A 13,291-nucleotide genomic window follows, 5' to 3' on the forward strand; every position below is an offset into this window, starting at 1 on the left:
ATGATTGCTATTCAGCAGCGACCATATGCTGTTCTTCCTCGTCATCAGCCGGATCGTCCTCGCCATCACCGGAGAGGAAATCAGGCAGATCGTCGGCTTCCGCCGCAGCACCTGATACCGGATCGACTTCGATACCATCATCCACCATGCGCAGCGGCTCAGGCAGCCAGCCGGTCTCGGCCAGCAGGCGTTCGGCTTCCTTGGCCATGTCGCCCTTCTTGAGGTGCCCGATCAGATCGGCAGCCCGGTCTCCGGCCCCTTCGCGCACGGCTTCAAGAATACGCGGCTTGGTCACGCGGCCGAGATAATTGCCAACGGTCGGTCGCCAGCCCACGGCCACCATGTCGAGGCCGGTCGAACGGGCCAGCCGGTCAGCCTGCGACAGGCGGATGTCCAGCCCGTGCTGACTGACGCCCGTGCCGCTGTAAGGGTTCGGCTTTTCATAGAGCGCGTTGACACCGAAGCTGACGCAATGGGCGAGCAAATCCATGCGCGACCCATCGTCCAGATCGGTCAGCCAATCCCAGAGGGCAGCATCGTCTGCCGGGACATGATCGCCCCAGCGTTCGTGGCGGTCAGCGATGGCCTTGGCCGACGCGCTATCGCGCAGATACTCGGCCTGCGCGGGCAGATGAACCTCCCGGACCTGTGCCTCGAGGCATCCCTTGCTGGAATGCGGAATGAAGCAATCCATGACCAGCCGGTGGAGCAGTGCCGTCATGGCGACATGCGGGTTCACTGCCACCGCATCTCGCAGCGCCAGCGTGCGATGCGCGGTCAGCTCGCTGACCAGACGATCGGGCAGCGGCTTGATGGTGTCGGCCTCGTCGTCCTCCTCAGTTTCGACTACCTGGCCGCCCAGCGTGATGACTGCACGCATGCGGCCTTCCTCCGGTTCTGCCCGTTCGATCACCTCGCCGGTTTCCGGGTCAACGATCTCCGCCTCCGGTTCCGCAGGCGTTTCATCCTCGGCGCGAACATAGCCGCGTTCGACTAGCAGGGCGCCATCGGCGTCGACGCTGATGAAGACACCCGCCATGCTGATTTGGTCCGGCTCGAAGGTTATTGGACGGCGCTCGAAGGTTTCCAGCGCCTGTTCGATCTCACCGAGGCGCACGTCGATCTCGTCGGGCAGCTCGTCAGCCTCTCCATATTCGGCTTCAAGCCGGTCATATTCGCCACGCAATACCTCGCGGGTGCCGCGTTCCTCTTCGCTCAGATCGACCGTAGTGCCGACAATCTGGCGAAGGTCATGATCGTGACCATAGGGAAAGGTGATGGCGACCTCGATCCACTTCCAGCCCTCGGCGGCGATGGCTTCGGCCTCGGCCTTCAGCTTTTCGCCCACGAGCCGGTCGAGCAGCACCGGATCTTGCAGCCAGCCGCCATCGTCCTGCTGAAAGAGATCGCGCAGCACGCAACCGCCAGCCTCTTCATAAGCTGCAATGCCCACGAAAACCGCCCGCTTGTCGGCGGCGCGGACCGTGGTTTCGGTGAGCAAGCGGCGGATGTGGTAAGGTTCTTTCTGCCAGCCGTCCTTGATCGCGTCCCAGACCTGCTCCTGACGGGCATGGTCAGAACTGACGCTGAAGGCCATGAGCTGCTCCAGCGTCATGCCGTCCTCGGCATAGACGTCGAGCAAAGCCGGTGAGACGGAAACCAGACGAAGGCGCTGCTTCACCACCTTGGCATCCACGAAGAAGACGGCGGCGATGGCTTCTTCGGTCATGCCCTTTTCGCGCATGGCCTGGAAGGCCCGGAATTGGTCGAGCGGATGCAGCGGTGCGCGCTCGATATTCTCGGCGAGCGATACCTCGTCGATCAGCACATCGGCGCTGGCCTCCGACACGACGCACGGAACCGGCGCGACTTTGGCGAGGCGCTTCTGCTTGACCAGCAGTTCCAGCGCCCGGAAGCGGCGACCGCCGGCGGGCACCTCGAACATGCCGGTTTCCTTACCCTCGGCATCCACGACCGGGCGGACATGCAGGGACTGGATCAGGCCGCGACGCGCGATGGACTCGGCCAGTTCCTCAACCGAGATCCCGGCCTTGACGCGCCGGACGTTGGACTGGCTGAGCACCAGCTTGTTGAAGGGAATGTCGCGTGAGGACGACAGGGTGATTTTCTGCGTGGCAGTGGCCATGTCAGGGTCTCCATGACGGACGCCGGGGAGCCTCTCTCTCCGGCAACCAGCCCGTCACGAAGCGAAGCGCCGCCCTCTTCCTCTGAAGAGAGCGACGCCAGCCGCAGAACCTGAAACCCGGAAATTAGGCACTCCGGTTTTCTGTATCGGCGGATGTACGGGAAAAGCCCGCGCCGACGCGATAAAGCAGACGCTCGGCGGCGCGGATGCTGCCGGTTTCGCGGGCGGCCTCGTCCCAGAGCGTGATCGGGAAATCGCTGGTGAACAGCAGATCGCGCTCGAGCCCCATGCCGAAGGGCAGCCGGACTGGCTGCATCTCGCTCAGGTTCCACGAGCTCAGTTCGGGAGAACCGAGATCGGCCAGACCGAACATGATGTCGCCTTCCTCATCCAGTTCGGTGGCAAGCCAGACGCCCTCGCCGAGAGGGTTGAAGAACTTGACGACCGGGATGTGATCCTGATCGCGCTGGCGACCATTGGCCAGCAGGCGGTCGCGCTGTGTGCCGGTCAGGAGGATCATGCCGCAGCCCTCCGGTCGGTTACGCTGGCATCCGGCTCCTCGGTGTCCTCGGCCGGCAGATGCGACAGCAGCCAGTCCGCCGCCTTGCTGGCCTGCGAGGCCGCGCGGACAATGGCACGGGAATCCTCGCGCATGACCTCCAGCCACGACCCGATGTAATCGGCATGGCGCACGGTCGGCACGATCCCGAGCGCGGCGCAGCTGAAAGCCGCGGTCTGCTCGGCAATCATTTCCTCGAAGGCGTATTTCTTCGAGCCGAACGAGCCGGTCAGATCGCGGTTGAGGCGACTGTGATAGCCGCTGGCGTGGCCCAGCTCGTGCAGGGCCGTCCTGTGCCAGTTGATCGGCTCGAAATAGGCCTGCGGAGGCGGCACCTGCACATAGTCGAGCGACGGCATATAGAAGGCGCGATTACCACCGATACGGAAGTCGATGCCGGTGGCCCGGATCAGCGCCTCGACCCGAGGTTCGATCAGGCTCGACGGCGGTGGCGGCGCGACTGCCCTGATCTCGTCGGGCAGGCCATCGCATTGCGCGGCGTTAAAGACCGTGAACCGCTTCAGGAACGGAATGGCATGCGCATCCTCACCGGTCTCGCGGGCACGGCGCTTTTCGTCCTCGGGCGTGAAACGGTCGGCATAAACGACGGTGGTGCCGCGCTCGCCCTTGCGGACATTGCCGCCAAGCGAAAGCGCCTGGCGAAAGGTCAGCCACGCCTGACCTGGGAATCCATGCTGGATGACAGCGCCCCAGAGGATCAGAATATTGATGCCGGAATAGGACCGGCCGGTTGAAGCATTTCTCGGCAGGCCCAGCGGGGCGGTATCGGGCGACGCACCCCAGGGCTGGACCCAGGGCAGACGCCCTTGCTCCAGCTCGGCGATAATCTTGTTGGTGATGTCATCGTAAAGGTTGCTGCGTGCGCCATCTTCCACGGGGCTGCGATCGTGTCTGGCCATCGGGATGATCTCCGCGACGGGCGCCGGAAGCCTCTCTTCCAGCCCTCAACCCGTCACGGAAAACCCGTCCGCACTCTCACTCTGAAGGGGGCGTTGCGGGATCTCCCCGCAGAAGGGGGTGCGTCGGCAACGCCAGTGCCGACCAGGGGGAAGGCTTTCCCCACCATGACAGAGTGCAGCAAGCTGCTGCACAAGGCGATTTAAGCAGAACGATCGCCCACCACGATCATTGGTGCAGACGGCCACAACGTCCACAACGTCGCAAAGGCGGTATGGGCAATTGCCTCGGCCAATACATCCCGATCATTTCCCATCAAGCCGCCCACCGCGTCGACACGATCTTGCACCGAAGGATGCGTATCGGATACGCCCGACCTGTCCTTCGCAAGCAAGGTCAGCGCGAACAGGGCGAAATAGATCGCCATCTCCCGCTTGCGGCGGACAAGGACAAGATCATCGCCGCTTTCATCGGAATAGCGCCGTGCATGCTCCAGAATGAACAGGGTCGCAAATTCATCGCAGGAGAATTCCTCCCGATGTCGCGCCTCCTGTGTGTCGCCATGGACACTCGCACTCGTGCCTTCCCGCTGGTGCCGGATGTGCCGGACCTCATGCAGCAAGGCCCAGGCCACCGCAATGATGGACAGTTCTGAGGCTGCCCGTCCTTGAGGATCTTCGTTCTTGTCCGGCAGTGTGCCGGGTTCGGGAACGCCATCTGGCAAAGGGGCTTCGTCCGGCTGATCGTTCTGAAGGGCAGCGTCAAATGCCGCGATCAGTTCCTGAAACCGGGTCAGGTCCACCGTAGGGAAGTCCTTGCTCTCCGCGACGGCCCTGTAGCCCTCCCAGGCGGCGAAAGCGCCGATCCAGAAGGATCGCACGACGCGGTGATTGATCCGGATGTAGCGATAGCTGCCGGCGTCCATGATAAGCCGACCATCTTCGTGGTCATCAGGAAGGAGCCGAAACACCAGGTCGAGGTCTTCCCAGAGTGAAGAAAGCTCGTCCGCCCGTTCCGGCACGGAACAGATGAACAGTTTTCGGATTGCTTGCTGCACGATTTCATCCTGTCGAACCGCGCTGGTCATGGGATGTCCACCCTTCGTTGTTACCGCCATTGCGGGCCATCATCGTTGTAAGGTCGGGAGATGTGCGAGGACGACCGCGCAACGGGCTGGCCTCCGCGTAGATCGTGGCGAGCCTGACCTTTTCGGCATCGAGGTTCGGCCAGGCTGAGAGGATGCGCTCCGGCGAATGGCCGGCGATCTCGGCGCCAGCCGGGAGGAAGGTCTTCCCTCCACAAAGCCGTTTTTCTGTAGTGCCTGAAAACTGTCAAGCCGATCGACGCATTTCATCTTTCCAGTCTGACGCGCAGACGCCGCGCACGCTCGCGAAATGCTTCTTCACCGCCTTCAAGAATATCGCACACCGCTTTGCGGATATCTGCGTTTTCCAGGCCGCCTGCCTTGTAAGTGATGGGCGGCAAGCCGCCGATCTGATGCGGGCCAACCTCTGCGACAATGATCTGATCCGCGTCGGTGTTGATAACAAGGTTCGCGTTGTGGGTGACCATGATGACCTGCCGTTTGGATTTGGCGGCAATGAACAGTGAGACGAGTTCATCGAAGACAGACTTAGGATCGAGGTTTTCCTCTGGCTGGTCGATGATAAGTGGCCGGTCGTCTGCGTCGTCCAGAGCGAGGTACAGAAGTAAAAGCACAATCCCCCTCGTCCCAGGCGAGAGTTTACGGATGTCGATGCCGTCATAGACAATCTCATAGCGCACCGAGATATGGTCAGTCGCAAACAGCCAGTGGGCAAACTCCTTGAGCCAGGCACGAAACTCAGCCTGCTGCGTTTGAGCAATGGGCGCGTGTCCGATCAAGTCTCGCAGGTACGTTGAGATGAACGCGGCCATTGCGGCTTGCACGTCCGCTGCCGTCCCATGCTCCCAAGCCGGCTTGAGCGCAGTATTGGCCAACTGAATCAGCGAGCCACGGCCATTGAAGGGACCGGCCTTTCTGCGGTCGAGAAGTTTCTCTTCCGCAATCGTTCCCCAGGCTTCGACATCAACGATACGGCGCACGGAAAAGCCGAGTTTTTGCAAGGTTCCTGATGAGGCTGCCAGACGGCTCATGAGCGGCGCGTAGAGACTGGCGAGCGCCGTCTGTTCATTGATGATGGCTTCGAACACACGGCCATAAGCCGCATCACGTTCGGTTTGCAGGTCTTTCTTGCGGGTCGCGGCGCCCTGCGCATCGGTGAGACGGGCTTGCAGGTTCTGGAGAGCGGTGTTTTCCTGACCAATGCGGAGTGAAAGCGCAGAATATTGATCCCGCACCAGTTTGTCTGCGCTGACCAAGGCTTCGAGCCGCGTCATCTCGGCTTGAAGGACGTTGAGGGTGAGCGTGGCAAGATCGGCGCTATCGGCTATGGGTGGCGTGGGAATGCCCGGTGGCAGGGGAGGACCATTGAGAGCAGCAATCTGCTGATCGGCCCATGTGACGTAGCCCGCCAGACTCTTGTCGACATCGCCTTTATACACCAGCAGGAATTCGTCCCACTGTTGATCGTTCATATGGCCCTGCTGATGGCGTTCCCTGGCCTGCCGCAACAATTCGGGCGCCTTGGTTGCACGGGTACTTTTTACCTCATCCTGCAGGGCGAGGAAGGTCCGCCGTTGATTGCCGAACCCCTGGATCTTGCCGCGTACTACCTGAACCGCCTGACTGAGCTGGGTATGCCGTTGTGCCTGTGCCTCGGTGCCCTTGACGACGAGTTTTGCGAGATCTTCGTTGTAGCTTTTGATCAGGCCGGTCTTCTGGGCCACCTGCGCAGTCAGAGTAGCGACAGAGCTTTCCTTTTCCAGTTCCGTGGCGATGCGATCAGAAATGTCGGCGATGGCTTCGGCTTCTCGCTCACGGGCTTGCTGGAAGCGACTTGTGCTATGGCTGCGCAACTCGGCGAAGTCGATCGCACCGTCTCGTTGATCGTTGGAGTGGGATTCAAAAATCACCCGTTCGATCTCGGCGATGAGACCGTCCGAGAAGCCGCCGGAGGAGCCGCCGGAGGAGCAGAGCTCTTCCACGAATTGCTGCGACAGATATCGGGCGCGCGGAAAGGACAAATGATTGTTGGCGTCCCGGCCATCGAGCGCGCGGGTGATGGTGGCGCCACCGCCCCAGGTCAACGTGGCCGTCGCATTGCCGACCAGCTTGCGGGCGCGGACAAGGAAGGAGGGACTAGCATTCTCGCTGGCGCTCCATCCAGATGGCGTGATGGCATCACATCCAGCAGCGATCATATCGGCGAGTGCCGTTTTTCCGGAACCGCGAGCCCCGATGATAGCCACTAGGCCGGGGTTTAGCGGGATTTCGGGAGTCGCGGCCCAATCTGCATCGGCGATGGAGATGTGCGAAATGACCTGTGAGGGCATAGCGGTTCGCGGCGGTTCCGTTCCGACGTAAGCGCGGCCTTCCGGATCGATGCAGGCTTGGCGCAGTGCATCGAACTCGAGACCGCCCTTGATCCAAGAGAAGCGCTCTTCCACCGGTTGCCCGACGGTTTTCTGGTCATGTGCGTCGCTGCCGTGCAGACATGGCTTACAACCGTCATAGTCCTCGCGTAGTTTTTCAACACTGACGCCCCTCTTGCCGAACCAGAATTCACGTTGCGCGGGGCTGCTTGAGAAGATGATATGGGCGAACCGCTCGATCTCCTGGCGCATCGTCGCATCGGCCGCCTGCCGCAATCCCGACGTTCCATCTCCCGCTGCGCCGGCCACTGCGACCAGAATGTTAGCCTTGGCCCAGTCGCTGTCTCGTAGCACCTGGCGCAGTTGAGCTAAGTTGACCTTGAACTGCGTGGCACCGTGGCGCAGAGCCGCGCCATCGTCGATGATGGCGGAGTCGGCGCGCTTGCCAAGGGCAATCAGATCGTTGCGAGTGCAGTTATAGGTGTCGCCATGGGCCTGGAACTGCAATCGCTGGAGAATGCGATGCAGTTCGGCCAAATGATTGCAATCTTCCGGACTGACCAGCAGGTGCACATTGACGAAGCCGGTCTTGGCGGCGATGTCGAGCCGCAGTTCGACATTTGGAAAGATGAGCTGGACGTCGCGCAAGCGCCCGGCTTGCTTGCGTCGCAAGACCTCTTCATAGGTGTCTGTGACATAGTAGTCGGTGACAGCTATCGCACCGATTGCGGGCAAGCAGCTTTCCAGTGACGTGATATAGGCCTCCCAGGGATCGCCACCGCCGAACTGGTTGTTCAGGATTGTCCCCGGTGCATGGATGTGCGGCTCCCAACGCCGCCACTGCGAACCTCTGCCGATCATTGCCCCTCCGCGTGTGTCGGCAGACATAGAAGGTCTATGCTCTGTCCGAATTTATGTGATCTAGAAGATGTTTAGCATTCACAAGTTGTTTTATAACAACTCTTTCCATGCAACGTTCTGCTATTCCTCGCTGAGATTGTCGAAAGCCTCAAGAATTGCGCGCGATCGCCGGGGCAGGGAAGCGCCAAGTTCTTCCGTGTCGAGCGCGTACTTCCGGAGGTGAAAGGTTCCCGGTACTTCACGCATCTCGAAAAAGCGCACGGGGCGGCCTCGGTTTGCCAGGGCCTGAACGACTGTAAATTTGACGGAGGATTTGCAGCGAATGCCGAATACGACTTCTTCGAGTTCCAGCGGTGAATCCTGTGCGCCGCGTTTGCCTATCAGACGCCATTCCCGCTCATAACGCCAATTTGCGGCCTTGCGGAGCAGGACGGCTTCGTCCACGCGCTGCCGTGCGGCGCTGTCGTTCTCCATCATGGCCACGTCGCTGGCCAGCACCTTGCGACTGCCTCCATAGCGCATCTTATTGAGGTCGGCTTCCGCCCCGGCGGGAACAGAGTAGCCAGCACAAATACCGTTATGCTGATCGCCATAGTGGCTCCACATCAACGGGCATGTGGCGCGGACTCCGAAGGAAACGATGCCACGGTCGTAGCGGCGAAGCAGTTCGTCTTCGAGATACTTACGCAGCAGCGATTGCAAGGGATCGGCGATCTCGTAGCTCGCATCGGTTGCGTGATAGTGGATTTCGTCAAGCAGCCGAGCGGCATCTTTCTGGCTATGCCGCGCGATATGTTCGATGGTTTTTGGGCCACGATATTTAAGGGATTTTGCTGCAGCCTGCATCTCGGCGAGGATACGCTGCTCGCGCAGACGGCTTAGAACCTGCTCAAGCTGATCGTAGGGTAGGTCTGCATCGAGAGTTGGACGGCAATCGAGTGGGTCGTTGAAGTCACCAGGGTCTGCATAGTACAGCTCGTCCGCGACCAGCATGTCCAGCAGGCGATGACTGAAACCGCGATATTTATACAGTAGTCGCGGCAGCTTGTTAACATCAGCCATATCGCACCAGCTCCTTAGTTTTTATTTCTTCGTAAGAGACTTATAATTTCTTCGCTCAGTTGCGATAATCAATTGGTACTTCTCTTCAAATTGCGCGAGTATATCGTTTTACCTAACTGCAGCTCGGGTCGCCGCCAATAAAATATTTACCTGAGCGACTTTGGACTGGGCGATTGAGTAATTGCGCGCCGTCGCATATCGAAAGGCGACAGGACAGGATCATGCCCTCCCCCGACGCCCCTCCCTTTTCTACGCCACTGTATCCTATTCACCGCACAGCGGCGCCCGAGACCTTCCCTCCGCTGACATTCCGCGCTTCCATTGCCCCAGCCCCTTTCCGGGCATGGAATTTTAGAGACAATGGCGGTCAAGCGGAACAGGATCAATATCGAGGTTACAGCCTCGACCGGACCGGAAACGGACCGGAATGATCCTGCGCATAAAGATGCTGCCCTGATGTCGCTGGCTCGCCTGCTCGGACGTCAGATCGCCCACGAGCAGTTCGAGCGTAAACTGGCAGCGGAGCGCAAAGCACAACGTCAGCTCCGTCCCTGACATTAAAATCCTTCTTGCATTTATACGTGTAATACGTATTATATCGACAGACCTGTTCTCCTGGAGTCTGCGATGCCAACCACAACCTCCCTCGAATTTCAGCGCAAGTTCGGACAATATCTGAATGAGTCTCACCGCGAGCCGGTAGAGATCACACGACATGGCAGGCGCGAGTTTGTGCTGATGTCAGCCACCCAATATGACGAGCTACTGTCAGCGGCGGAGCGCAGGGGCAAGGCGGTTGAAGCCGCCTCCCAACCTGAACGGAATTAGGACACCTCCCCGAACACGGAGCTTGAAAGGACTGCCGATATGACCCGCGTTGCGCTCTATGCCCGATATTCTTCCGACAATCAGCGCGAGGCGTCGATCGAGGACCAGTTGCGCATCTGCCGCGAACAGGCGAAGCGCGAGAAGTGGAAGATCGTCGGAACCTACAAAGATGCTGGCATCTCCGGCGCGAGTATGATTCTGCGCCCCGGCATTCAGGCGCTCCTGCAGGACGCGCAGGCAGGCCAGTTCGACATCGTGCTGGCAGAGGCGCTCGACCGCATCAGTCGCGACCAGGCTGACGTCGCCACCTTCTATAAGCACCTCAAGTTCGCCGGCGTTCCGATTGTCACGCTGTCCGAGGGCGAGATCAGCGAGTTGCATGTCGGCCTCAAGGGCACGATGAATGCGCTATTTCTCAAAGACCTCGCGGCAAAGACGCATCGCGGCATCCGTGGCCGCGTCGAGGAAGGCAAGTCAGGTGGCGGGCTCTGCTTCGGCTACAACGTCATCAAGCAACTCGATGCGCGCGGCGATCCCATTCGCGGTGATCGCGAGATCAACGAAGCCGAGGCGAATGTTGTCCGGCGCATCTTCCGCGAGTTCGCCGCCGGCGTGGGTCCGCGCACAATCGCCCGCACATTGAACGAGGAAGGTGTCCCCGGTCCAGCTGGCAAGCTCTGGAGCGACACCACCATCCGGGGCCATGTGAAGCGCGGCACGGGGCTGGTGAATAATGAACTCTATATCGGTCGTCTGATCTGGAACCGGCTTCGCTACATCAAAGATCCATCGACCGGAAAGCGCGTCTCACGCCTGAACCCGGAATCGGAATGGATCATCAAGGATGTCCCGGAGCTGCGCATTGTCGATGACGAACTCTGGCATTCGGTCCGTGTCCGGCAGGGCGAGATCGCCGAGAAGTTTGCCAACGTCACCGAGGCTGTTCGCAAGCACCACAAAAAGAACCGCCTGAACGGCACACGTCGACCGAAGTCCCTTCTGTCCGGCCTGGTGTTCTGTGGCTGCTGCGGAGGACCCTACTCGCTTCGCGGCGCTGATCGGTTCGCCTGCTCCAACCACATCAGCAAGGGCGCGTGTTCAAACAGCCGCACGATCCCGCGTGAGAATCTGGAAGCACGCGTGCTCTCCGGCCTGAAGGACCGCATGATGGCGCCTGAGATCGTTGAGGAGGCGATGCGCGCCTATGCCGAGGAAACCAATCGGCTGAACCGCGAACGCCGCTCCAGCGGCGATGCCTGGAAAGCAGAACTGGTAAAGATCGAGAAGCAGATCCGCGGCATCATCGAGGCGATCAAGGGCGGCATGTTCCATGAGAGCATGAAGGCAGAGATGGACACGCTTGAGGCGCGCAAGACCGAACTGAACACCCTGTTGGCCGACGCGCCCGAAGACACACCGGACATTCTGCCGAGTGCCTCGGCGATCTATGCGAAGAAGGTTTCTGCCCTGACGAAGGCGCTCAATCGCAAGGAGGAGCGGCAGGAAGCGGCGGAGACATTGCGCGGCCTGATCGATAAGATTTCGCTGACACCGGGGCCAGAACGCGGTGAGATTTACGCAACGCTTCACGGAGAACTGGGCACGATCCTCAATTGGACGGAGCGACAAGCCATTGGAAAGGTTGTCAAAACGACAAAACCCGCAGCGGATGCTACGGGTTTGTCGTTATCAGTGGTTGCGGGGGTAGGATTTGAACCTACGACCTTCAGGTTATGAGTCGTGTCGAACGAACCATGAACAATCACGCGGCAACGCGAGTTGTTGCGCAATTTCCGACACTTGCCGATCCCGGAGCTGAGGCTCCACTTCGCACGATCTGTCGGGATTGCGCAGCGTTTTTCGGCCTCGTGCTTCCACAATGCTTCCAACGGGCCGAGACCTATTTTTTGGTAGCACTTGTTACAGCTGAACTGCGGGATCTACGTCTCGTCTTTCCAGGTCAGTCTCACCTTTAGGCCATTCAAGTGCGTCCAAGGAAGGCGGCCTTGATGTTGAAGCATCCCAACAACGATTCCTGGCGAAATCCCCTGCTCCTTTGCAAAAGCTCGAATCGAGACCGCACTGCGAGGAGAGCTCTGGACGAAATCTTCCCAAGCGGAACGGGGAATCAAAGCATTCGCAGCCCACTCATTGGCCTCAGCTTCCAGGTCCGCGTCACCCCCGTTCACTTCATCCACGAAAACACTTTTCTTGCTATGCAGGAGAATGTGCGCTGCTTCGTGGAAGAAGCTAAACCAAAGATGATCATCTGACTTGTGCCGAGCGCTAAGTTGGATCACAGCCTTTCTAGGTGTTTGCCACCATGCTGCACCGCTCAGTGCTGTCTTCGGCAGCGGCTTTACCACAGCCAGCGCGACACCCGCCTGATTGCAAAGATATCGAGAGCGAGGCAACGAATCTTCGATCGGCGCGCAAGTTAGTTCGCGGATCTCCCTCAACGCCTTCTTGAACTGGTTCTCATTATAGTCGGTACATTTCTGCCCCTCCGCCTCAATCTCTCCAAGACGTAGCCACGTTGCCAATGCTGTCTCGTTGCTAGCAAAACTCGGCGAGTGCCGATAAGCCACATTCGCCATGCCATATTTGACTTTCCAAGCGTCAACGGAGCCCACGCGAAAAAACGCGAGAAGCTCTGAGACGGCATCCGCATCGTTGGCAGGCCGACGAATGGCACCCCGTTTTGCCAGCTCCTTGACTGGAAACCCGTTGGCCCAAGCACTGGAACCGGCAGCGTCAGCGGCTTCACTCTCGCGAGCTCGATGAAGCTGATAATCTGATTCAATGCCGAGCCAGATGCTAGCATCCATGCCAAGCACTTTCTCAAACTGGAGCGCTGTCTCAGGCTCAAGGGGTGCCTTTCCCGCGATGATTTCACTGATCAGTTTAGGAGAGCGGCCGCACCGTCGAGCGAACTCAGCATGCGATATGCCTTGAACTTCCAGGCGCTCCTCGAGGACCCACCCCGGCGGAACTGCATAGTCCGGCCGAAACTGATTGGTCATTGTCGCCATATCTCTTTCCTCCATCAGTGATAGTCGATCACGTCGGTGATCATGATCGCAGTCACTTGTTCCAGATCGATCCCTCCATCCTCCTTTCGGGGGATCGGGTCGTGATTAATCTCGAAGACGAGCCGGTGCGGGTGAACAAGATCGACCGCGAACTGCTCGTCCCGATCTCCCCGCAGTTGATGCCGCCTGTCCGGCGGGGTCGACGGCACCAAGCCTAGGTTGCGAGCCGCCCTCAGCACGGCAAGGCGCTTCATGATGGTCCTGGCCATGCGGACTCCATATGCCTTCTGCAGCTCGCTGGCTGAGTTAAAGGACTTCGCGAGCTTTCGGGTGCGGAAGGCAATGTCCAACAGGCGGCCCCAACATCGTTACGTATCAGGTAATGGTTTATGCCCTCTTATCAAGTGGCGC

General features: G+C 59.6%; 11 protein-coding genes. 3 read left to right on the forward strand and 8 right to left on the reverse strand.

Annotation, left to right across the window (positions count from 1 at the left end):
• Positions 1-7 precede the first annotated feature (7 nt).
• The 6 genes from Q0938_RS14640 to Q0938_RS14665 form a co-directional block, all read right to left on the reverse strand.
• Positions 8-2,146 (reverse strand): ParB/RepB/Spo0J family partition protein, encoded by a 2,139-nt coding sequence (locus Q0938_RS14640; protein WP_299363768.1) that lies wholly within the window; start codon positions 2,144-2,146, stop codon positions 8-10.
• A 124-nt stretch (positions 2,147-2,270) separates the two neighbouring features.
• Positions 2,271-2,666, reverse strand: a complete 396-nt coding sequence (locus Q0938_RS14645; protein ID WP_299363770.1) for a DUF2958 domain-containing protein — start codon at positions 2,664-2,666, stop codon at positions 2,271-2,273.
• Positions 2,663-3,625: a zincin-like metallopeptidase domain-containing protein gene (locus Q0938_RS14650; protein ID WP_299363773.1), complete on the reverse strand. Its 963-nt coding sequence runs from the start codon at positions 3,623-3,625 to the stop codon at positions 2,663-2,665. The genes Q0938_RS14645 and Q0938_RS14650 overlap by 4 nt, the downstream gene beginning before the upstream one ends.
• A 200-nt stretch (positions 3,626-3,825) precedes the next feature.
• On the reverse strand, positions 3,826-4,710 hold the full coding sequence (locus Q0938_RS14655; protein WP_299363776.1) for a phage exclusion protein Lit family protein: 885 nt from the start codon (positions 4,708-4,710) through the stop codon (positions 3,826-3,828).
• A 263-nt stretch (positions 4,711-4,973) separates the two neighbouring features.
• Positions 4,974-7,958: a TrlF family AAA-like ATPase gene (locus tag Q0938_RS14660; protein WP_299363778.1), complete on the reverse strand. Its 2,985-nt coding sequence runs from the start codon at positions 7,956-7,958 to the stop codon at positions 4,974-4,976.
• 120 nt (positions 7,959-8,078) lie between these two features.
• Complete coding sequence (locus Q0938_RS14665; RefSeq protein WP_299363780.1) at positions 8,079-9,020, reverse strand: DUF2971 domain-containing protein; 942 nt, start codon at positions 9,018-9,020, stop codon at positions 8,079-8,081.
• A gap of 360 nt (positions 9,021-9,380) precedes the next feature.
• Here Q0938_RS14665 and Q0938_RS14670 point away from each other — a divergent pair, with 360 nt between their 5' ends.
• The 3 genes from Q0938_RS14670 (at position 9,381) to Q0938_RS14680 (ending at position 11,585) form a co-directional block, all read left to right on the forward strand.
• Positions 9,381-9,575: a hypothetical protein gene (locus Q0938_RS14670; RefSeq protein WP_299363782.1), complete on the forward strand. Its 195-nt coding sequence runs from the start codon at positions 9,381-9,383 to the stop codon at positions 9,573-9,575.
• 72 nt (positions 9,576-9,647) lie between these two features.
• Entirely contained in the window at positions 9,648-9,848 is a 201-nt protein-coding gene (locus Q0938_RS14675; protein ID WP_299363785.1) for a type II toxin-antitoxin system prevent-host-death family antitoxin, read from the forward strand.
• A gap of 39 nt (positions 9,849-9,887) precedes the next feature.
• Positions 9,888-11,585: a recombinase family protein gene (locus Q0938_RS14680; RefSeq protein ID WP_299363788.1), complete on the forward strand. Its 1,698-nt coding sequence runs from the start codon at positions 9,888-9,890 to the stop codon at positions 11,583-11,585.
• 203 nt (positions 11,586-11,788) lie between these two features.
• On the opposite strand, the gene Q0938_RS14685 is transcribed toward Q0938_RS14680, so the two are convergent.
• Positions 11,789-12,880: a HigA family addiction module antitoxin gene (locus Q0938_RS14685; RefSeq protein ID WP_299363791.1), complete on the reverse strand. Its 1,092-nt coding sequence runs from the start codon at positions 12,878-12,880 to the stop codon at positions 11,789-11,791.
• 14 nt (positions 12,881-12,894) lie between these two features.
• A complete protein-coding gene (locus tag Q0938_RS14690; RefSeq protein ID WP_299363793.1) occupies positions 12,895-13,134 on the reverse strand; it encodes a hypothetical protein in 240 nt (79 codons plus the stop codon).
• Positions 13,135-13,291: the final 157 nt, after the last annotated feature.

Source organism: uncultured Paracoccus sp., assembly GCF_947496875.1.
GTDB lineage: Bacteria > Pseudomonadota > Alphaproteobacteria > Rhodobacterales > Rhodobacteraceae > Paracoccus.